Raw genomic sequence first — 22,172 nt, 5'->3', positions numbered from 1 at the left:
TGGGCCTAGGCACCAACCTTTTTTGTATGCAAACTGGTATAAGTCGTGGCTAACTTTCAAATCCTTTTCCATTCAACCACTCAATAGCATCTTCTTCGTTGGTAAAAATACCTAGCTCAAGGCCTGCATTGTCGTAAATTCTCTGAAATTGCGCTCTTACAATGGGCTGCACCGTGGTATCGCCGATAACCAGCGCGCCAAGCGCCATTCCGTGCTTCGCACGCCACTCTATTGAACGCTGCAGTTCTGTCTCACCTGCTTTAGTGAGAAGGGCAGAACCATGCAAAAAACCTAAAAATGCCCAGCTATCCCCACCAAAGCTATTAATCACATCCATCATATCCCGCGCATAGCGTTCAATGGCTGAACCATCGGCAATACCTTCAGCCGACACGCCAACAATGCTACCAAGCACAGCAATTTGATACTGACCGTACTTGCTTTTCAGTGTTGCGTTAGGGTTAGAAAATATTTTCACACTATCCCCCTTTGGCTGGTGAACGAAACTTTGATGTTGAGATTACTTTAATTGCAGACCGTTAATCCTCATGAATAACGTCTTTCAAATACTGAAACAGCTCTCTGAATGCTTTAGGCGGCGCATTTTTTTCACGCTCTTTTTTAACTTGGCGATGAAATTGGCGCAGCTTTTGGCGGTCCAGTTCAGGATGCGCTTCAATCAGCTTTTGAATAGCGGGGTCGCCCTGTTCAATCACGGCTTCACGGGCTTTTTCTAGTGCATGAAAGGCCGCATTGCTTGCCTGATGCTGATGTGTAATTTTAGCCAACGCCTCTTCAATAGGGGCGGTATCTCTATGACGTAAAGCTTTGCCGATAAACTGAAGCTGACGGCGGTAACCGTCTTTTTTCTTATTCACTTTGCGGGCAATAGCTACGGCGTCAGCAAGCTCTTCATCCATTGGAATCGTCGCTATGTGAGCATCGGTCAGGTTAACCAACGTTTCACCTAGTTTGTGAAGTTCTTTAGCTTGACGCTTCAGCTCAGTTTTACTGATTAATTCTTCCTCTTCGAACTCATCTGCTTGCGCATCTTCGAAGTAAGGATCTTCAGGAGAATTGTATTTCTGATCACTCATTTCAAACTCATTAGTGTTACACTTTAGCTAAATTGTAACTATCACAGTCGAATTAAGACAGCGAAACTTACTATGCAAATTGAGCAGCAGTTAGCCGACATTCAAAATGTCGTAGATGATGTACTGAAATTAGCCCTTTCTAAAGGCGCAACACAAGCCGAAGCCAGCATGTCTAAAGTGCAGGGCATCGCCGTTTCTTCACGTATGCAAGAAGTTGAAAACGTTGAATTTACCAACGACGGTGGCTTAGGTATAAGCGTATACGTAGGCAAGCGAAAGGGGAGTGCGTCTACCGCAGATCTGAGCAAAGCGGCGCTAACACTCGCGGTAGAAAAAGCCGTCGATATTGCTCGCTATACCAGTGAAGATCCTTGTACAGGTTTGGCCGATGCCGACCTTATTGCTACCGAGTTCCCTGATTTAGATCTGTATCACCCTGAAGAATTAGATACTGAAAAGGCCATTAAAACTGCTATTGAAGCCGAAACGGCGGCAATGAATTACGACTCGCGCATTACAAATTCAGATGGCGCGTCGTATAACGCAAATCTAGGTATGCGCGTTTACGGCAACACGCACGGTATCAATGCAGGTTATCCTAGCAGCCGTTATTCACTAAGCTGTATGGTTATTGGCGCACAAGATAACGATATGCAGCGCGATTACGCTTACACAGTAAGTCGTAAAGCGTCTTTGCTGCAATCAGCAAGTGCAGTGGGTATTGATGCCGCTAAAGCTACTGTAGACCGTTTGGGGGCTCGTAAAATCAACACGGCAAACGTGCCTGTGCTTTTACACCGTGACATCGCATCTAGTTTGTTTGGTCATTACGTAGGAGCCATTAGTGGTGGCAGCCTTTACCGTCGCTCTAGCTTCTTGCTAGATAGCTTGGGTAAACAAGTTTTCCCAGAATGGCTTAATATTGAAGAGCGTCCGTTTATTAAAGGCGGTCTGGCAAGCTCAAGCTTCGATAACGAAGGTGTGGCATGTTCTGACATGACCATTGTCGATGCGGGTAAATTGGCTACATATCTTTATACCACTTACTCGTCGCGTAAGCTAAACACCCGCTCGAATGGCCATGCCGGTGGTATTCATAACTGGCTAGTAGGTGATACGGGTCACAGCGACGCCGACCTGCTTAAAGAAATGGGCACAGGTTTGTTCGTAACCGAACTGATGGGGCAGGGCGTTAACGGTGTGACGGGCGATTACTCGCGCGGCGCAGCGGGATACTGGGTTGAAAATGGCATCATCCAATACCCAGTTCACGAGGTAACTATTGCTGGCAATCTGAAAGATATGTTTAAAGGCATTGTGGCAATTGGCGCTGAAAAAGATGTGCGCGGTAGTGTACAGACCGGTTCTGTGCTTATTGACCAAATGAAGATAGCAGGCAGCTAGTTTACGCTTTCTCGAAACGCTGAAGGAGACAGCCCGGTCGACTTCTTAAAGCGTTTCGAGAACGTAAATACATTTGCGTAGCCTACATAACTGGCGATATAAGATACGGGCCACTGCGTGCTTAGTAATAAGCTTTTGGCTCGTGTCATACGCAAATGGATAACGTGCTGTTTGGGACTGCGCCCAAACACTTGTAAGCACAGCCTGTGAAGGTGAGGGGCAGAATAATGCGCTTTCTCACTTAAGCTTTCCATATCCCAATCAAACTGAAGCTGTTTTTCAACCGCAGAAAAGAGACTGTGTAGTCTGCTTACTTGGCGTCGTTCTTTCTCATCGTGAGTATGTACGTCACTCAAAGGCGCATCAATAATACGGTACAGGTGGCGAGAGACAACTTGCATCGCCGAATTTCGATTCTCGACGTCACGCTCTAAATACAAAAGTTCCATTGCATAATGCAGGCCTTCCAGCATGGCATTATCCACTATCACAGCACTTCGCTTATTAAATGGTGTCCAGCGTTCGGAGTCTGCCAAGTTTACCCAAATTATATCCCATTGCTCACTGACTATTGTGACTTCAAAACTTTGTCCAGCGGGTAAAATAATTAGCTGTCCTTCATCTAATTGCATCTCGCCTGATGGGACACGAAATTTTCCTTGTCCATGAATGCTGTAAAACAAGGTGTGGTTAGGAGGCGAAACGCGACCTACCGTATAGTTACCTGATAAGTTAGAGCATCCTGCTAGTTCAATCTCTATGTCGCTGATTTCAGGCGCATTACTACTATCAATAAAGCGTTCAAAGCACTTAGGGCCTATGTCTACAATGTCTCTAAAGCTAAGTTGCATAAATGTGAAATGATAGTTTTGGATAAATATTTGAAAGATTAGAGCATAAAGGATTTAATGAAAGTTAGCTATATTGCGCTTAACGAAAAAGTAAAGGATATGACATGCTTAATGTTGCGCAAGTAGTAGCTCAAAACGATTGGCAAAACCCGGTTGTATTTCAGAGGAATCGTATCAATGCCCACAGCCCACATCACGGATATAAAACGCTAAAAGACGCATTGCACAATACCAACGCGCAAAAACGTAGTTTAAACGGTCGGTGGGATTTCCGTTTATTTGAAGCTCCAGCAAACGTACCTGAAAGCCTGCTTTCTAAAACATTAAGTGATGACGAGTCTGCTAATTGGCAGCCTATTGCGGTGCCTTCTAATTGGCAGCTGCAAGGTCACGACAAACCAATTTACTGTAACGTTAAATATCCCTTTGCGGTGAACCCTCCAGTGGTACCCAGCGAGAATCCAACGGGTTGCTACCGTACGACATTCAACGTTACCAAGGATGAGTTAAAACAGCGCAATCATATTGTCTTTGAAGGGGTAAATAGCGCGTTTCACTTGTGGTGCAACGGCGAGTATGTAGGCTATTCCCAAGACAGTCGACTACCGGCTGAATTCGATTTGTCTGGCTACTTGGTCGAAGGTGAAAACCGACTAGCGGTAATGGTGATCCGATGGTCAGACGGCAGCTACTTAGAAGATCAGGACATGTGGTGGCTTAGCGGTATCTTCCGCGACGTAAATCTAGTCACCAAACCTCAGCATCACATTCAGGACGTGTTTGTTACGCCAAGCCTTGACGCATGCTATCGCGACGCAACAGTAACCGTACGTACCGCCATCAATGCGCCTTCTACTTACAAAGTGGGCATCCAGCTTTTTGATGGCGATAACGCTGTCACAGAGCCAGTCATTACCGGCACTAACAATAAACGTATTGATGAAAAGGGCGGTTGGGATGATGTAGTTTTTCAAACGCTTCATGTGAATGAACCTAAACACTGGACTGCTGAAACACCGAATCTGTACCGCATCGTAGTCTCACTTATTGATGAGAATGGCAACGCCGTTGATGTTGAGGCCTATAACGTTGGCTTTAGAAACATTGAAATGAAAAGCGGCCAGTTATTGGTAAATGGTAAAGCCGTGCTAATTCGTGGGGTTAACCGTCACGAACACCATCAGACGAAAGGGCATGCAATCAATGAAAATGACATGCTTGAAGACATTAAGTTGTTAAAGCAAAACAACTTCAATGCCGTGCGTACCGCTCATTATCCAAATCACCCTCGTTGGTATGAGCTTTGTGATGAATACGGGCTTTATGTGGTAGATGAAGCCAACATCGAAACCCACGGTATGTTCCCAATGGGAAGGCTTTCTCGCGACCCGCTATGGGCCGGCGCCTACATGGCACGCTTCACGCAAATGGTCGAGCGCGACAAAAACCACCCCAGCATCATTATTTGGTCGTTAGGGAATGAGTCTGGTCACGGCCCTACACACGATGCAATGTATGGCTGGGCAAAGTCATTTGACCCATCGCGCCCTGTACAGTACGAAGGCGGCGGCGCTGATACAACGGCTACCGACATTATTGCACCAATGTACGCTCGGGTTGATACCGACATTAAAGACGATGCCGTGCCTAAGTGGGCCATTAAAAAATGGTTGTCGATGCCGGGGGAAAACCGCCCCGTTATTCTATGCGAATATGCGCATGCTATGGGTAATAGCTTGGGTAGCTTTGATGAATACTGGAAAGCGTTTAAGGCTTATCCTCGCCTTCAAGGTGGCTTTATTTGGGACTGGGTTGATCAAGGATTAGTAAAACACACTAATAGCGGCGAAGCTTACTGGGCTTACGGCGGAGACTTCGGCGATACTGAAAACGACAGACAATTCTGTATAAACGGTCTGTTATTTCCAGACAGAACGCCACATCCGCACTTATTAGAAGCTAAATATTGTCAGCAGCACTTAAGCTTTTCGTTGGTTGAGAAAGACAACAAGTTTGAGCTTACCGTAAGCAGTGATTACCTATTTAGACGTACAGACAATGAGTTGTTACGTTGGCAATTGCTAGAAAACGGAAAACCGATTGCTGAGGCAAAGGGCGAATGTGAAATCGACATTGCCCCGCAACAAACACAAACGCTCAGCCTGGCCCCAGATATTACATTCAAAGCGGGTGCCGACTATCACTTAAATATTGACGTAGTATTAGCAAAAGATAGCCCGTGGGCTCATGCAGGGCATGTCATGGACACCGCCCAGTTAGCGCTAGTCAACAAGCTTGGAATTGTGTCGTTTTCTCTTAATGATAACGACATAGCAAACGGTACTAGTGAGCTATCAATTGAAGCTCAGGATGGGATGTTGCTGGTACATGCGCTAAACAACGTATTTAGTTTTAGTAGTGAAAGCGGGCTATTAACCTCGTGGCTTCAAGGCGCGGAGGAAATACTTAGCGCGCCGCTAGAAGATAACTTCTTTAGAGCGCCGCTAGATAACGACATCGGGGTAAGCGAAGTTGATAATCCCGACCCGAATGCGTGGGAGTCACGCTGGCGTCGTGCTGGAATTGGCAAGTGGACACGCACTTGCACAAGTGTAAATGTTGAGCAGGGCGCGCAAGACGTGCGTACAACATCGTTATTTGATTATCACCATTCAGGAAAGCTGGTAGCGGCAACAAAGTGGGTTTACACCATAAATGTACAGGCCAAGCTATCGGTAGACGTTGAAGTGCTTTTGGATGATGGTTTACCGCCTATGCCGCGTATTGGTATGCAAACGGCGGTACCCGTAGCCAATAAGCCAACGTCGATTACCTGGCAAGGACTAGGGCCATTTGAGAACTATCCTGACAGAAAAGCGGCAGTGCGTTATGGTCGCTACACCTTACCTATAGAAGAGATGCAAACGTGCTACATATTCCCAACGGACAACGGCTTGCGCTGTGGCTGTACACAACTTGAGGTTAGCGGCCTGAAAGCAAAAGGACAGTTCTATTTTAACGTGAGCGAATATGGACAAGCACAGCTAGACGAGGCAAAACACACCTGTGATTTAACACCTCAAGATTGTGTGTTTGTGTACATAGATCATGCCCACATGGGCGTAGGCGGCGATGATTCATGGAGCCCAAGTACACATAAAGCATTCTTGTTGGAAGAGAAGCAATACCGCTACTCAGTTTGCTTTAGCGCTGCTGACAACTAATCCTCAGTGCGAAGTCGATCATTTAGCACTCGATATCTCAAATGACAATTCGCGGCATAGCTTAGTTATGCCGTCACTGGGATAAAGTGTTTACATATAAAAAAGCCGCTACACAGTAGCGGCTTTTCATTAATTCAAAACTCGTTCAGGCAACGTCTTAGCCGTCAACCTGACCGCAGAAACGGTAACCTTCACCGTGAATGGTTACAATCAATTCTTCATCTGAAGGATCTGATTCGAAGTGCTTACGAATACGACGAATCGTTACGTCAACCGTACGGTCATTCGGACGAAGTTCACGCCCCGTCATTTCCATAATTAGCTGCTCACGGGTAAGGATCTTACCTGGATTGCTTAGGAAAAGGTGAAGAGCGCGGAATTCACTGCGTGGTAGACGGAACTCTTTCCCGCTAGGCGAAATCAGTGAACGGCTATCACCGTCAAGCGTCCAACCGTTGAAGCTTACACGGCTTGGTAAATCGTCGTCTTCTGAAGAGTTTGTAGTACGAGACAGTAAGTTGCGCGCGCGAATAGTCAATTCACGAGGGTTGAAAGGCTTAGTCAGATAATCGTCTGCGCCAATTTCAAGACCTAGAATACGGTCAACGTCGTTATCACGACCCGTTAGGAAGATAAGCCCGACGTTTTTACGGTCACGTACTTCACGTGCCAAGATAAGGCCATTTTTCCCCGGTAGGTTAATGTCCATGATAACCAAATTGATAGCGTGATTCTCGAAGAAATCATGCATTTGATCACCGTTCTCGGCCTCAAACACATTATACCCTTCCGCTTCAAATAAACTCTTAAGCGTGGTACGGGTTACCACCTCATCTTCAACAATTAACACATTTGGCGTCTGCATGGTGTTCTACACTCTTTCTAAAATACGATTTAAGCAACTAACTGGTTAAATTTTAATATTCATGTACTTGATTGCAAGCAACTTGTGAATATTCTTACTGTTAAGGTATTGGGGTTAGCCAATAAAAATCAAGAAAAGTTCATACTTTATACAACTATTCTGACGTTTTCGCATTAACAACGGGGAAGATAATTACAAATTCTACGCCGTTGCCTTCCTCACTGGTGATCGATATTGAACCATTAAGGGCTTGCGTTACTAAGTTGTATACCAAGTGCATTCCCAATCCGGAACCACCTTGCCCACGCTTCGTGGTGACAAAGGGATCAAATATCCGTTTGCGAATCTCTGGGGAAATGCCTTTTCCGTTATCGGTATAAACAAGCTTGAGCTTATTGCTACTCACCATTTCGGCACGAATATCAATTGTGCCTTCATCCATGGTTTCAAACCCATGAATAACCGAATTCATGATTAAATTAATCAAGATTTGATTTATTGGGCCAGCCTTCGTTTCAACGCTAAGGGTAGGGTCGCAATCTACGTTGATGTTGTGTTTTAATTTTTTGAGTCGAGGCTGCAATGACAATAGTATCTCATTAACTAGCTGTACAACGCAAAAACTTCGACTAGATTCTGAGGTTTGATCTACAGCAACCTGCTTAAAACTGCTAATAAGTTCGGCAGCTCTGTTCAAATTGCGGTAAATTATGTTGAGGTTTTCGTTACTTTCATCCAAAAAGCGTTTCATTGCACTGGCTTTCAGCGTTTTATTTTCAAAGTCTTTTTGAATAACCGCTAACCTGTCTAGCATCATTGTCGACGCAGTAACGCCTAAACCTATCGGAGTATTTACCTCGTGCGCAACGCCCGCAACCATATCACCAAGCGAGGCCATCTTTTCATTCTGTACAATTTGACGCTGAAACTGATGTAGCTTTTCTAACGTTTGAATAAGTTCCTGGTTTGCATCCTTAAGGGCGGTGGTTCGGTGACTTACCATATCTTCTAAGCTGGCATTGAGCTTTCTATGTTGCTCCTCCGCCTGTCGTTGCTTTTGCATGTACTCTTGCATGCGAAACAGCATCACATTCACGGCGTCAGCCAAGATATCGAGTTCTCTAATAGTGGAGCCGCTGGCACGGGCTGAATAATCACGTTGTCGTGAAGTACGCTGCAAGAAGTTAGCAATGTCTTCAACGGGGCCAGTTACAATACGTTGCATACGCACTGCAAAGTAAAAGCTAATAGCCAAAAGCGCCAAGGCTACTGCCAAATTAAGCCAAATCGACTTTCCAACAAGCTGGTTAAAATTCTCTGAGGAAATTCGTAAATATATCCAGCCCAACTGAATGTTCGTCTCAGTGTCGAAGACTTTTGCACTTAATTCAAGGTATTGACCATTGTCGGCCAATTGAGGTGTCATAAACATGGACGCCAGTTGATTTTCCTTGCCTCCTAACAATAACTGGCCTTCCTTGTTATAAGAGGCGAAAATCTGGGGCTCTAGGTTACCGCTTTGCGCTTTGTAAACATGGGCATTTAAAACATGGTCGGCGGCAGCAAGGTTACTTAGGGCAAGTTCAATACGCTCTGGCGTTTCGTCATAAAGATACATAGCTGAGCTGCTTGCGACCAACTTGGCCAACATGAGTGCGTTAGACTCAAGTTCATGACGGTAGGTTTTAATTTGCGTGTAGACGGCAAGACTGGATAACACTGCAAGCGAAAACGTAGTAATTGACATTACCACCCAAATGAAAAGGCTTTTAATCGTAAGCTTGACTACTTTATCCGTCATATCCGTTTTGCGTATTGTCCATTCGCGTCTTCCATATATTCATAGTGGCGCAAAAATGCGCAAAAAGGAAGACGCCCATAAACAATAATTAATGTACGCAAAGCCCTTTAGTTGAGGGTTGAAACGTATAGTTGCTGGTAATTCTTCGCCGCTGCTTCCCATGTGAATCGCGTTCGCATTCCACGTTGCTGCATCGCCCTGAATTTTCCGGCATCTTCGTAGAACGCCAGCAGAGCTCGACGAATACAAGATAGCAGTGCATGTGGCGTAGGATCATCAAACACAAAACCCGTACCTTCGCTATCGTTGCTGTAATCGATAACCGTGTCTTTGAGTCCGCCTACCGAACGTACGATGGGGATGGTTCCATAAGCTAAGCTGTACATCTGGTTCAATCCGCACGGCTCAAACTGAGAAGGCATTAGGAAGAAATCAGCGCCGGCTTCTACCAAATGGGCATGTTCGGAACTAAACCCATTTATAAACGCGAATTGGTCAGGGTGTTGTTGAGCGAATTCGCCAAGGTCCATACACACTTTAGGGTCGCCCGTGCCCACAATTACCATTTGAACATTGTGCTTAATTAAATCGTCCAAGATGGGCAGTATGTAGCCAAAGCCTTTTTGTTCAGTCAGCCGGCACACCATTCCAATAAGCGGTACGTTGCCATTCTCAGGTAATCCCGACTTCTCCTGTAATGCTCGTTTACATGCGGTCTTTGGATGAAGATTCTCTACACTGTAATTCTCAGGTAGGAATGTATCTGTCTCGGGGTTCCACTGCGTGTAGTCACATCCGTTAAGAATACCGCTTAAGTCGGCTTGACGATTTACAAGCCGCTCGTGCAGGCCATGACTACCCAGGTCAGTAAGTAACTCGCTCGCATAGTTAGGGCTTACGGTTGTCACTTTCGTGGCAAACTCAATTCCGCTTTGCAGCATATTGATGTAACCGCCGTGCACTTGCGCCAGAATGTTTGGATGATGGCGAAGAAAGGGAATGCTCTCAAGCTTATGCACGCCTTGAAAAGCCGCGTTATGAATAGTGAATATGGTTTTAGTACCGTCAAAATACCCAGATTTGTCGTGGGTAAGTAAAAACGGCAGCATGGCCGCATGCCAGTCGTGACAGTGAATAATGTCAGGCTTTTTATCAATAGCTTTTAGCGTTTGAAGTACGGCGCCACTGAAAAAGCTAAAGCGCTCACCATTGTCTTCATAGGCCTCAAATGCGTTGGCGTATAGCCCTTCACGCATAAAGTATTCAGGCGAGTCTACAAAGTAAATAGGAATGCCGTGCCATTGCATGTAGCGAATATCAAAATGGTACACCTGACCTTCAGTAAACAGGGTTTGTTGCTCGGTTACAGTTGGTAAGTTCAACTGTTCAGCCAGTACTTGGTAATAAGGCATAACAATGGTGATGCTTTCGCCCAAGGTATCAAGCGCGAGTGGGAGTGCTTTTCCAACGTCTGCAAGGCCGCCGGTTTTTACCAATTCTTCAACTTCTGAAATAGCAAATACAATATTCACAGGTGATCCCCCAGAGCGTAACGTGCAGTGCACTTGTAATGCTTAAATATAGTGTACGGAAAAAGCGCCGTATGCCATTGCGTGGAGTACGCAATGGCATGAGCAACAGGTAGAAAAGCTAAATTAGCACAAGCTAATGGTTTTTTTAATCACAAAGCCGCTTGATAAACAGAAAATTGCGACGTTTGTGCTGTGGTATAGACCGTTTGGAAGTGCTCAGCGAGCAAACCTGGGTAGGGTAAGAATCGGTTTGCCACCATCTGCATAGTGCCGCCACGACTTAAGCTTGCTTTAGCGTCAGAAATAAAGCGCTTAGTGATGGTGTAGTCAGTTTTAATGCCAGTATGAAATGGCGGGTTGGTGACAATATGCTGTACTTTTTGGGTAAAACCGTGCAATCCATCTGCAGCATAGAGTGTTGCTGATAATCCGTTGTCTGCTAGGGTGAGTGCACTACAGTAAACTGCAAGTGCGCTAACATCAGTAAGATGAAGCTTCAAATGCGGATACTTAAGCATTATATAACTGGCAATCACGCCAGCGCCGCATGCGAAATCCAGAATTTCACCACTCAGTGACGTTGAGAGTTTTTCTAGTAAAAGCTCAGTTCCCGCATCCAGTTCTTTGTAGCTGAATACGCCAGGCATAGAGGCCACTTGCCAAGCCGTGCCCTCAACGTGATAAGTATTCATATCGAGCCATGCATCCGGTTCAAAGGCAAGATGTGGCTCTTCAACTAAAACGGTAATAAGACTGCAGTGGCGAGCAGAATCAACCTTTTGGGTTGGTCCGTATTGGTCCATCAACTTAGCAGCACTCTTTATACCGCCCTTATTTTCACCCACCACGTGAATACGACCATTTTGGCCCACCATGCTGGCTGCCATTCGCAATAGCATCTGAAAATGGGTTTTTGCTTTGGGTAAGAAAATCATCACGTCAGTGTGAGATTTCTCTAGTGCAACGAAAGGCGTAAATATATGAGTATGATTTCCGACTTTTTGCGTCACCTCAAAACCTGTGCGCGTAATATCTCGGCTATCAAACGATACCGAGGGTACGACTCTTACGCACTCTGAAAAAATATCGAAATACTGGTGAATTACCGTGACTTCTTGCGATTTAAGACCGTCCAGAAAATACGCATCAGAAGGGTTGATAAATGCCCACTGACCTTCGTCGAAAAGCGCGATATTACGTTCTAACAGTTGGCTTTGAGGAGATAAAATCATTACTTAGTACGCTCGAAAATTAGATCCCAAACGCCATGACCTAGTTTTTGGCCACGGGTTTCAAACTTGGTAATTGGGCGGTAGTCTGGACGAGGTACATAGTCGCCGTCAGTTGCAGTATTGGTGTAACTGTCGGCATTGATCATAACGTCTAACATGTGCTCAGCATATTGCTCCCAATCCGTCGCCATATGAAAACAACCGCCAATAGCTAATTTGGTGCGAACCAGCTCAACAAATTCAGGTTGAACAATACGGCGTTTGTGGTGACGCTTCTTGTGCCAAGGATCTGGGAAAAATAGTTGTAGGCGAGACAACGAACCGTCTGGGATCATATTCTTAAGCACTTCTACTGCATCATGGTCCATTACACGCAAGTTCTCGACGCCTTGTTCGCTTGCTTCAGCTAAGCATGCGCCAACGCCTGGACGGTGAACTTCAATGCCGATAAAGTCTTTCTCAGGTGCATTTGCGGCCATTTCAACCAATGACTTGCCCATACCAAAGCCAATTTCTACAACAACAGGCGCACTTCGGCCAAAAATTTCTGACAGCGATAACGGTGCTTCAGCGTAGTCAATGCCCTTGGTTGGCCAGTGATCTTCTAGCGCTTTTTCTTGTGCTTTAGTAAGTCTACCTTCGCGTTTCACGAAGCTTTTTACCTTGCTTACGTATACTCCAGCGGCTTCTGCTTCCGCCTGACTTTTGAATTGCCTCATTTGCAATGCCTTTCTTACCCAATTTTATGGTGGCGCATTATCCACTTACCCACGGCTTATGCAACGCTATCGTGGCAAAAATGCTGTAATTTTATACGCCAATTTGTTTAGCAATAATAGACGCTACGGCGTCAGTTTTCTCAAGTACTACCATATGCCCGGCGTCACTAATGGTGTGGAACGTCGCTTTGGGTAGTACATTTTTTAGCTGCTTAATTGTTTCTGCTGGTGCAATGGCGTCTTGCTGGGCAGTAATAAACGTTACTGACGCATTGATCTTTGCGAGCGCTTTAACGGTACTTTCTCGTGGTGTGGTTGCTAGCGTGTGGTTGAGTAACGTTGTTTTACCTAAATCCTGCGCCATCGATTTTACAACGCCAGCCACGTTTTCATCCGCTAAGCGGGAAGGGTGGATAAATCGCGAAAGATAAGCGTCGTTGTCGGGCTTAAAGTTACCTTGCTTAAGCATAGTAGTAAGCTGCTTACGCTTTGCAATTTCTTCTTTTGATAACCCTTCTGGGTTGTAACCGATTAAGGTTAGCGAAGCAATATTGGCAGGATTGCGCTGTGCTACTAATGCAGCTATAAACCCGCCCATCGAATAACCCACAAGGTGCACTTTTTCGTTATCAAGAATACGATATTCACTTAATGCCAGCATTTCTTCTAGCGATGCTGCCCATTGAAGCGGTACATAACGACGTTGTGCAATATTTAGTTCGCGCCAAAGCGGTAGAAATACGCGCTCGTCACAGAGCGTACCGGGAAAAAATAAAACAGGGTGCTGCACAGACACGTGTGCTCCTTAACAATAAACTGGCTAGTTACATGCTACCATAGCGCGCTTTTTAATGAATGGTCGCTAAGTAGAAAACGACCAAGCGGTAGTAACTGCCCATACAGACGATTATGACAGAACAACAATATACAGGTAGCTTTGCAGAGCGAGCACTCGCATGGTTTGATAAACACGGGCGAAAGCATTTGCCTTGGCAACAAGACGTTACGCCTTATAAGGTGTGGGTGTCGGAAATAATGCTGCAGCAAACTCAAGTCACCACGGTAATTCCCTACTTTAAACGCTTTATGGCGTCTTTTCCCACCGTGCACGACTTGGCTAAGGCTTCTCAAGACGACGTGCTTCATCATTGGACTGGGCTTGGCTACTACGCAAGAGCAAGAAATCTTCACAAAGCTGCGAATACGCTGGTAGAAAAGTACAACGGCGAGTTTCCCTATAGTCTAGAAGAAGTCATGGATTTGCCCGGCATAGGGCGCTCTACCGCTGGGGCGATACTTTCGCTGTCTCGCAATATGCGCTTTCCTATATTAGATGGCAACGTGAAGCGTGTGTTGGCCCGATACTATGCAATCGGCGGGTGGCCGGGACAGAAAAAGGTAGAGAATCAGCTTTGGGAAGTGGCCGAGAAAAACACGCCTACCAATTCAGAAGGCGGACGTTGTGCCAACTATACGCAGGTGATGATGGACTTGGGCGCGATGATCTGTACGCGAAGCAAGCCAAAGTGTGATGAGTGCCCGCTTCAAGCCGACTGTATTGCCTACGCCCAAGGCGCGCAAGCCGACTACCCGGGTAAGAAGCCGAAAAAGGCGCTACCGGAGAAATCCACCTATATGATGGTGGCGCAGTTTAACAGCCAAGTGTATTTAGAGCAGCGGCCCTCAACAGGGCTTTGGGGGGGCCTATATGGTTTTATTGAGGTGTCTTCAATAGAAGAGGGGATTGAGCAGTTTGCCAAGCGAGGTATCAGTGTCGACGAAACCCGAACGCTTGAAGGGTTCCGTCATACCTTTAGCCATTTTCATTTAGATATCACCCCAGTAGTGGCCGTGGTAAACTCTGCTCCATCAAAGCGCGTAGCCGAAACGGCATTTCGTTGGTTTTCGTTGAACGAGCCTATTGAAGTTGGTTTGGCGGCACCTACAACCAAGATTATTCAGCAGTTAATGCGTTAGGCGTTCTAAGCCCAACGCAATATTTTTTGCTAAGCAGATAGCGAACGAAAGGAAATAACATGGCAAGAACGGTATTTTGTCGCAAGCTTCAAAAAGAAGCTGACGGCTTAGATTTCCAACTTTACCCGGGGGAGCTGGGTAAGCGTATTTTCGACAACATTTCTAAAGAGGCATGGGCTGAATGGCAAAAAAAGCAAACCATGCTAATTAACGAACACAAGTTGAATATGATGGAGCCGAATGCCCGTAAGTTTTTAGAAGAAAAAATGTCGGCATACTTGTTTGACGACGTAGAGCCTACGATTGAAGGCTACGTTCCGCCTGAAAAATAAGCAAAAAAGCGTTTTTTGAGCAAACAATGCGCAAACAGTAATAAAAGCGCAAAAAAAAGCGAGAAAAACGGTTGACTTGTGAAGGCGAAAACCGTTTAATACGCACCCACAGCAGGACAGGCAGTAAACGCCTAGAACGCTAACAAGTTTCAGCCTCGATAGCTCAGTTGGTAGAGCAGCGGATTGAAAAGTGCAAGCACTTCCAATCAGATTTACCAAGAAAGCTTTTAGAGCAATAGTTTTAAAGTTAGTAAGCACTTCGATAAAGCTTGCAAAGTTTTGCAAAGTTTTTTATAAAGCTTACATAGCACAGTTTAAGTGCCTCGATAGCTCAGTTGGTAGAGCAGCGGATTGAAAATCCGCGTGTCCCTGGTTCGATCCCGGGTCGAGGCACCATCATTCAAGCCCTTGCAGAAATGCGAGGGCTTTTTTATTCTTACTGTTTGCTCGTTAGTAAATGCATCGGATTCAAAATCCACCGCCCGCGAGGGTGTGCCGGTTCAAGTCCGGCCTCTGGTACCATCCATAAAAACGCAACAAAACAATAATCGACCTCGAGTCGGTTTTTTTGTGTCTAGAGATTCTGTAATCTGATAGTAAACAAACCCTAGCTCGATACGTCATACAAGGATGTATTGTTAATTGTCTTACTTTTGAAGTTTCGTGCCTTGAGGTGAAAATTTGCAGTCATTAGAACCCAGTGAGGCGCTACTCCTCGAAAGAATAAAGCAAATAGCATAACTGACTGGGGCAGCAAGTCGGTGACGAAATGTAACTCTAGCTGGAAATGAATTACAACTTAAAGCAAACTTGCGTTCACTGGAACAGTCACAGCGCATTGTAGTATGCTTTCGTAATCGCAATTGTTCTGAAATAATTTATTTTTGGTCGTAGAAAGGATTTAAGTTTAGTGACTTCAGTATCAATTAACAGGGAAGCTTCAGACAAAACCAAAGGTTTTCGACTGCAAAAAGTTAGAGCAATTGAGCTAATGCTTAAAAGTATAAATAAAGATACTGACTCCGTTTTTTATACTGCAATAGAAAATGTAGAAGATGTCTCCCATTGGCATGTCGAAGATAACAGCCAAAAAAATTACTATGAAGAAGATAAAAATTACGCTGCAGATGGGAAGTTCACAATACACAGCCCTGCCGTAAAAAATACTTTAGTAAGCTTTTTCGACATCTACGCTAACCAATTAAAGAATAGTGAACATGTCTACTTGGGGTTTTATACAACCACAGGTGTTGGTAAAGAGAGAAAACATACACTAGACAATGGCGTAACCATTGAGTTGCCTGACGAGCCTCTATTGGAACTACTAGCTTCAAAAAAAGACTTGAAAGACATAGTTGTGACGGCCATTCACGAAGTATTAAAGGAAGAGTATGAGCGGCAATACCCAAACCAAGATAATAGGGGACACCTGCAAACTCTAAATCAACAAAGTATTTCACAATTAAGAACGTTTTTAGGCAGGATTACATGGAAATTTGGTCAAGACGACGAAATCAGCCTAAAAAAGACTGTTCTAGATTTAATAAAGACTTCGCCTCTTCACAATGTAAACCACGCAAATAAAGAAGAAATAATTTTCTCGCTTTTAATGGAAAAGCTTGATGAAAAGCAAAACAAAACAAATCTTGTTGAAAAGCTAGTTCACAGTTCAGATGTAAAGTTAATTTTTAAGCAAGCTGAATCAGAACTACCAGGCCTCGTCATGGATCCAGTTTGGCAAGAACTTGAAAGGCTTCAGCTTGAAATCACGGATAAACGTAGCTTAATTGATAAGATAGAGGCTGTTGCAAAAGACTACCCCAAAAATAAATTTCAACACCTAGCGAGAAAGGCATGTAGATCAAAGAAAGAACAGTCTGACTCTAACAAGACTGTTCTTTCCCTTAAATATAGAGTTTTCGAAGCTTGCAATGATTACTTCTTCGAAAATGATCGAAAGCCAAACCTAACTGTTAATGAAGTGGATAGTTTATTTTCTGATTTATTTAACGAGTCAGTAGAAAGTATTGATGAATTAAAAAAGGATTATCATTATTCTCTTTCTAACAAAAAGTTGATAGAAGGGATAGTTCTAGACCTATTCGATACATGCTTTTTAGCGTTTGATGAGAGAGAAAATGACAAGTAACCACGTTAAAAAACGATTAATGTATCTATCGGGTGAAGATTTCTATCTTTTCTGTTACTCAATATTTATAATCCTTGACGGGCTCGATTGTGACGAAAAATCAAGCTTCAAAGATTACAGAAAGCTAGCATTCCTGGTAAATATAGTTTCTAGTGAAAAACTTATTTATATCATTGAAAATTCAAGTGAAGCCCCTCTAAATCCGACTGATACTGAGATTCTCTTTAACAGTTACTCCAGTGGGCTAATGCGTCGAAGCGAAGTCTTAAAAATACTCTTTACACTAGAGAAAAGAGGATTTATTGAACTTGAAAGAGGAAGTTCACAAGACTCTATCAATCTTTTCCTTAAAAAAAATGTGATACCAAAAAGCTTTTTTAATCGTGAGGTTTTTTCAAAGGAATATGAAAATATTTCAATATTGAGAAAGTCTGTTCGCCGCCTTAAAACCTTAAAACTGGAAACCATGCTAGACAATATCTACACAAAAAACGGAGTTAGCACATGGGGTATCTAAGGATAAATAAAGTTGTCTACTCAGGCCAGAAGTATCACTTTGAATCCCAAGAGTTCAATAAAAATATAGTAGTTATTGAGGGCGACAATGGCACTGGGAAAAGTACATTATTCAATTTGATTTATTATGGTCTTGGCGGTGAGGTTCAGAGCTTTGATAAAAGTTCTGACGTGAAGCACTTACAAATAACTTCAGACCTTGATAATTATGTAGACCTTTTTGTCACAATATCGCGTAATAGCTTTGTGCTAAGGCGTTACATTGGTGATAACGATATCACTATCACACCTTACACGATCGAATTGAAGAAACTAAATGATAAAGCCGAACCAGAAAAAACATTAAATCTTGATACTGAAAATACTCTCAACCTCAAAGTAAACAGAAACGTTAAAAATGATCACATCTTTTCAGATTGGATACTCGACCAGTTGGGTATCGCAGTTGTAGAGCTTTTCCATGGTTATTCAAACTTTAAAGTGAATTTTAATAACCTTCTCAGGTTAATCTACCATGATCAGCAACCCGATCCGGAGAACATTTACAAAAAGCTAGATAATAAGTCTGCTCTCGTTGCGGACTCAGAAGTACTTCGTAAGGCGATCTTTGAACTTCTAATTGGAAAGTCCTACTCGGATTATTACGATGCAATAGTAAATGAGAAGCGCCTAGCAAAGGAAAAATCCATAGCAAAAAGCCTGGTTGACGAATACAGCCTTATTGCAGATAAGATGCGTAAGAGTGATGAGTTAAAAAAGAACACAAGCTTCCTAAACGCTGAAATCAAAAACCAAGAGGCTCGGCTCGAAAAGTTACACGCTGCTAGATTGGCGTTTAAGAACAATAGGTCTAAAGACAGTACTATTGCTCCAGCGATAGAAGCTACTAAAAGCCAAATAATCACCAACGAGTTGTCTTTAAGTTCAAGGAAGGAAAAGCTCATTAGTCTTTTGAATGAAAGGCAAGATTTAGAGTCAATTCTCACTGAAACGCAAAGAGAAATAAGCCAAATTCAAAAAGTTATTTTCTCCCATGATCAGCTTAATTTGTTCACTGCTGACACTTGCCCCTATTGCCTTGGAAAAGTTGAGAGAGCTGAAGGTCACTGTGTTTGTGGCTCTCCTGTTGAAGAAGAACGTTATGAACGTTTCTTCTATACATCTCAAGAATATAAAGAGATATTAAGAGCTAAAATCAAAACTTTGAAGACAATAAAATTGGCATATAATGGATGTAATGAAGAAATAACAGAAGTCAAAAAATCAATATCCGTTCTTGAGAATAAAATTCAAGAATTACGTAGTCAATTAGAGGCAAACCTCAATAAAATTGACCAAAAGGTTGATATAGAGAGCTTGAACGATATTGACGATAGAATCCTCGATGTAAGGGAAGAGATCAACAACTTATATCAACTTCTGGAAATTGAAACAAAGCTGAAATCGCTGCAAGATGATTATGATGCGAAGCGAGATAGTGCCAAGAAAGCAGAATTGTACAGAAAAGGGCTTGAAGTTAAAGCACAGTTAGATATTACTGACAAAGTTAAAGAGTTTAGTAATATCTATAATCGTTTGGTTGTGGATACCCTGCCGGAATGCAGGTCAGCCCGAATTAAGCTTGAGGATTACTTACCATCTATCAACGAAGGAGAATACAGGGAAGCAAGCTCTAGGGTTTCTATTCGTCTTATGTATTACCTTACACTCATGCACTTGTCACTTAAAAATGACGATGTGTCTTTCCCGAAATTTTTGATGATAGATACGCCTGAAACAGCCGGTATAGAGTTAAAGAATTTGATAAATTGTATTAGTAAGTTCGAGGAGCTCGATGAATATGGCAAAGATTATCAAGTCATACTAGCGACAGGTTTGGGCAAATATCCTGAATCTCTCAAAGACAATAGGGTACTGTTTATGCCCAGCAAACAAAAACAGCACATGCTGCTTAGAGAAGTTAATTAAAACTGTTCATGTAGCAAACGTTATTACTGGAATAGTTAATTAATCACTGTTAAGTCGTATTAATATGGAGTTATTTTTGTTTATTACCGCAACTACTCTGATTATCAGAGGTTTCTGTGAACAGCAACTATTTTCACTTTTTTACATTGACTCGTTCTGCAGCTAATCGGTGATCTTCTTGCTTTGGAGGATTTTATTTGAGCGAATTTCAGGTCATCGCTACCGCGAAAGCGGGAGTCTGTTTAAGACAAGTAGACGCTCGACGCCACCTAAAGCGGTGATTAAAAGTTAGCTAACGGGTGAAAAGTTAAGCACCCACTTTGGTGTCCATTCCTGGGGGTTTCATTGATACTGCTTTTTGTGCAAATACTGGGAAAGTGGCACCTAAGTACAATGCCGCGATCCAAGTTGTTACGTTTCCAGAGCTCGTTGCGAATGCTGTAATTATTAATGCACAGGTAGGCAGGATTACAAGCTTAACAAAATAGAATAATTTACACAGGTCAGTTCGTTTCGATATCTCTATATTCTGTCGTTGTATAAGATCAACAATAAAAGGGAAAAAACCACCAAACAAACCGGCTAAGTTAATGAAAGTATCCTTAGCAATACCAAACCCTAGAAGAGTAATTTCAGTAGACACGATTAAGTAAAGCCCCCATAAACCTCTCAGAAACACCAGCTGTTTTTCTGTATTTTTTTCTTGTGCTGAATAAGCGATGTCCAGCTCTATCTGTTCTATGGAGTTGTACAATCTCGTCAGAATGCTTTTGTATAATTGCTATGATTTGAGCCTCAGATAACCCGGTCTCTTTTGCAATACCTTGCAAAGTCCGATATTTATAATCTTTGTTTTCTAGAGAATTAAGTATCTTCGAATAAATTGTAACTGGCTTTCTCTTAGCTTTTTTCTTTGCAACGTGCGCCACAACTCCTCCTTGGTTTATAACGAGTTAGTAAAGCGCGATTTACGCGTTTTTCTGCCAACGAATCGCAAAACTTTTATACTTTCTGTATTGATAGCAAATTATCTGTCATATTGCTACATTAAGAAAGAATGGTGATCGGGATAACATCGTCTAAGAACAAAACCCCAACATATGTAAAACGTACAAGCCAGATTTTTGCTCTCGCACAGATAACGAGCGAATAATTGCGCATCTTTATCTTTAAGTCGCATTACCACTGGTCTATTTCTCGCTTTTACCTAAGCCAGTTTGATTGCTTTCAAGACGATTAACATCAACTAATTTTGAGTTTTTTCCCGCACGTTGTAGTGATTTTATGGGTATAGTGAAAAAACCGGAAACCACGAATTTTCCCCATTTTTTCAGATTGACTAGGAGTAAGAATGTATAAGCAAGTTTATGATGCCAAAGGCAATCACACAGGGACATTTGATGGGGAATACGTTTATGATTTATCTGGCAAGATTTTATATCGTGTAGATAATGATGAAGTTTACAATACTATAGTACCCTGTAAGTATCTCGGCAGCTATGAAAATGGTCAAGCGACCAAAATTGATGGTTCAAGCCTTTTTCGCGTAAGTGACTAAGTTTTAGTTAGTTTTTTAGATATTAATATTATTAGCATTTAGTCAGGCTTTTTTAGTCAACTTACGTTGAGATTATACCCTTAGGAATCGGATTCTCAGGGTAGTCTTCAACCGCAGCCAAGAGCTCATTGAAACGAGCGTACTTGAGCAGATTCGTTTTAGCCATTTTGTTGATATGCTTAGAATAGTAATAGTCCTCCAAAATCTCTTCACAAAACCCAAGTAACTCACTTGCTCTCAATTTGGGGCATCCTAAACCTCTTACCTGCGTAAGTTTTTCAACTATGTTTTTTATACTTGCGTCAAGTAAATCTAATTTTTCTTTAAAATCCCTAGATGCTGTCACATTGTCACCAGTGGCTGATGCTCTAGAGGCTAAGTAACCTTTTTCCTTGGCAATATCCATAAGCCCATTATTGGAAATAATTTCAAATAGCGTAAAGTTTCCAATCTCGTAGTTATTTTTATGGGAAATGTCTAGAGTTAGCTTTTCATCCAAATATTCCCTGAAATTTAAGGCTGACATTTTGGTGTCGGAACCTTCTTTTTGAAAATCTTCAAGTAAATGCTCATATAGACTCATGTTTACTGTAGACTGATGGACGCCTCTAGTAAGCTCCAACTCTTCAACTACTTTACCCAGTTCTTGCCTTTGCAAAAACAATGAGCCAATGAGTAGGACTATAGTCAGAAAGGAGAAAATCGGGTTTAGCAAGCCGCCAATGAAATCTCCGAACTGTGCAAACATCTCCTGAGTGCCGAGTTCGCCGGAAAAAGTAAAGAAATACAATCCAAAAACAATGATCATAAATATCAGCGCAATACCGAATACCAAGCCTAGTAACCAGTAAAATCCTTTACTTATCTCTCTACTCGTATTTTCCTTCGCCATAAAAATCCTTTAATTACCCAGTAATAGTGATGCAAGTCCACAACGAACAAGACTA

The 22,172-nt window shown here is 43.0% G+C and carries 20 protein-coding genes and 1 tRNA gene; 9 read left to right on the top strand and 12 right to left on the bottom strand.

The window, feature by feature from the left end; translation table 11 throughout:
- Window positions 1–49 precede the first annotated feature (49 nt).
- Window positions 50–478, bottom strand: a complete 429-nt coding sequence (locus tag WA381_RS17805; RefSeq protein WP_156085774.1) for a hypothetical protein — start codon at window positions 476–478, stop codon at window positions 50–52.
- A gap of 61 nt (window positions 479–539) precedes the next feature.
- A complete protein-coding gene (yjgA, locus tag WA381_RS17800) occupies window positions 540–1,097 on the bottom strand; it encodes a ribosome biogenesis factor YjgA (protein WP_014975398.1) in 558 nt (185 codons plus the stop codon).
- Window positions 1,098–1,169: 72 nt separating this feature from the next.
- Between yjgA and pmbA the strand changes: the two genes are divergently transcribed.
- Complete coding sequence (pmbA, locus tag WA381_RS17795) at window positions 1,170–2,501, top strand: metalloprotease PmbA (protein WP_039236933.1); 1,332 nt, start codon at window positions 1,170–1,172, stop codon at window positions 2,499–2,501.
- On the opposite strand, the gene WA381_RS17790 is transcribed toward pmbA, so the two are convergent.
- Window positions 2,498–3,352: an AraC family transcriptional regulator gene (locus WA381_RS17790; RefSeq protein ID WP_156085775.1), complete on the bottom strand. Its 855-nt coding sequence runs from the start codon at window positions 3,350–3,352 to the stop codon at window positions 2,498–2,500. The genes pmbA and WA381_RS17790 overlap by 4 nt on opposite strands.
- Window positions 3,353–3,456: 104 nt before the next feature.
- Here WA381_RS17790 and WA381_RS17785 point away from each other — a divergent pair, with 104 nt between their 5' ends.
- Window positions 3,457–6,576, top strand: a complete 3,120-nt coding sequence (locus WA381_RS17785; protein ID WP_156085776.1) for a beta-galactosidase — start codon at window positions 3,457–3,459, stop codon at window positions 6,574–6,576.
- 157 nt (window positions 6,577–6,733) lie between these two features.
- Here the strand turns inward: WA381_RS17785 and arcA are convergent, their stop codons facing one another.
- From arcA to WA381_RS17755, 6 genes are all read right to left on the bottom strand, one after another.
- Window positions 6,734–7,441, bottom strand: coding sequence for a two-component system response regulator ArcA (arcA, locus tag WA381_RS17780; RefSeq protein WP_014947922.1), 708 nt, complete (start codon window positions 7,439–7,441; stop codon window positions 6,734–6,736).
- Window positions 7,442–7,595: 154 nt separating this feature from the next.
- On the bottom strand, window positions 7,596–9,242 hold the full coding sequence (locus WA381_RS17775; RefSeq protein WP_039236941.1) for a sensor histidine kinase: 1,647 nt from the start codon (window positions 9,240–9,242) through the stop codon (window positions 7,596–7,598).
- A gap of 107 nt (window positions 9,243–9,349) precedes the next feature.
- On the bottom strand, window positions 9,350–10,774 hold the full coding sequence (gene glgA, locus WA381_RS17770) for a glycogen synthase GlgA (protein ID WP_069943557.1): 1,425 nt from the start codon (window positions 10,772–10,774) through the stop codon (window positions 9,350–9,352).
- Window positions 10,775–10,923: 149 nt separating this feature from the next.
- Window positions 10,924–12,006 carry a methyltransferase gene (locus WA381_RS17765; protein ID WP_014947925.1) on the bottom strand — a complete coding sequence of 361 codons (1,083 nt, stop codon included), beginning with the start codon at window positions 12,004–12,006 and terminating at the stop codon, window positions 10,924–10,926.
- Window positions 12,006–12,725, bottom strand: a complete 720-nt coding sequence (gene trmB / locus WA381_RS17760; protein WP_156085777.1) for a tRNA (guanosine(46)-N7)-methyltransferase TrmB — start codon at window positions 12,723–12,725, stop codon at window positions 12,006–12,008. Before trmB ends, WA381_RS17765 begins: the two co-directional genes overlap by 1 nt.
- Before the next feature lie 91 nt (window positions 12,726–12,816).
- Window positions 12,817–13,521, bottom strand: a complete 705-nt coding sequence (locus WA381_RS17755) for an alpha/beta fold hydrolase (protein ID WP_156085778.1) — start codon at window positions 13,519–13,521, stop codon at window positions 12,817–12,819.
- A 113-nt stretch (window positions 13,522–13,634) separates the two neighbouring features.
- On the opposite strand from WA381_RS17755, the gene mutY reads away from it, so the two are divergent.
- The 6 genes from mutY to WA381_RS17725 all read left to right on the top strand — a co-directional run bounded on the left by mutY (window position 13,635) and on the right by WA381_RS17725 (window position 19,667).
- Window positions 13,635–14,702: an A/G-specific adenine glycosylase gene (gene mutY / locus WA381_RS17750; protein WP_156085779.1), complete on the top strand. Its 1,068-nt coding sequence runs from the start codon at window positions 13,635–13,637 to the stop codon at window positions 14,700–14,702.
- A gap of 59 nt (window positions 14,703–14,761) precedes the next feature.
- Window positions 14,762–15,034: an oxidative damage protection protein gene (locus tag WA381_RS17745; protein ID WP_014947929.1), complete on the top strand. Its 273-nt coding sequence runs from the start codon at window positions 14,762–14,764 to the stop codon at window positions 15,032–15,034.
- 320 nt (window positions 15,035–15,354) lie between these two features.
- Window positions 15,355–15,430: transfer RNA gene (locus WA381_RS17740), tRNA-Phe, on the top strand.
- 514 nt (window positions 15,431–15,944) lie between these two features.
- Window positions 15,945–17,183 (top strand): hypothetical protein, encoded by a 1,239-nt coding sequence (locus WA381_RS17735; protein ID WP_197044376.1) that lies wholly within the window; start codon window positions 15,945–15,947, stop codon window positions 17,181–17,183.
- Complete coding sequence (locus WA381_RS17730) at window positions 17,173–17,700, top strand: hypothetical protein (RefSeq protein WP_061439114.1); 528 nt, start codon at window positions 17,173–17,175, stop codon at window positions 17,698–17,700. The genes WA381_RS17735 and WA381_RS17730 overlap by 11 nt, the downstream gene beginning before the upstream one ends.
- A complete protein-coding gene (locus WA381_RS17725) occupies window positions 17,688–19,667 on the top strand; it encodes an AAA family ATPase (RefSeq protein WP_156085780.1) in 1,980 nt (659 codons plus the stop codon). The genes WA381_RS17730 and WA381_RS17725 overlap by 13 nt, the downstream gene beginning before the upstream one ends.
- A gap of 307 nt (window positions 19,668–19,974) precedes the next feature.
- Here WA381_RS17725 and WA381_RS17720 read toward each other — a convergent pair whose 3' ends face one another.
- Both WA381_RS17720 and WA381_RS17715 read right to left on the bottom strand, forming a co-directional pair.
- Window positions 19,975–20,310 (bottom strand): hypothetical protein, encoded by a 336-nt coding sequence (locus WA381_RS17720; protein ID WP_061439117.1) that lies wholly within the window; start codon window positions 20,308–20,310, stop codon window positions 19,975–19,977.
- A complete protein-coding gene (locus WA381_RS17715) occupies window positions 20,300–20,596 on the bottom strand; it encodes a hypothetical protein (RefSeq protein WP_061439119.1) in 297 nt (98 codons plus the stop codon). The genes WA381_RS17720 and WA381_RS17715 overlap by 11 nt, the downstream gene beginning before the upstream one ends.
- 422 nt (window positions 20,597–21,018) lie before the next feature.
- On the opposite strand from WA381_RS17715, the gene WA381_RS17710 reads away from it, so the two are divergent.
- Window positions 21,019–21,225 (top strand): 4-fold beta flower protein, encoded by a 207-nt coding sequence (locus WA381_RS17710; RefSeq protein WP_156085781.1) that lies wholly within the window; start codon window positions 21,019–21,021, stop codon window positions 21,223–21,225.
- 61 nt (window positions 21,226–21,286) lie between these two features.
- Here the strand turns inward: WA381_RS17710 and WA381_RS17705 are convergent, their stop codons facing one another.
- The gene (locus WA381_RS17705) at window positions 21,287–22,117 is read right to left on the bottom strand and encodes a hypothetical protein (protein ID WP_156085782.1); all 831 of its coding nucleotides are present in this window, start codon (window positions 22,115–22,117) and stop codon (window positions 21,287–21,289) included.
- Window positions 22,118–22,172: the final 55 nt, after the last annotated feature.

The organism is Alteromonas sp. CH_MED4-4, from assembly GCF_037029575.1.
In the GTDB taxonomy this organism is placed as follows: Bacteria; Pseudomonadota; Gammaproteobacteria; order Enterobacterales; family Alteromonadaceae; genus Alteromonas; species Alteromonas macleodii.
The sequence above is the reverse complement of the archived record's forward strand: the minus strand, read 5'-3'. Positions and strand labels throughout refer to the sequence as shown.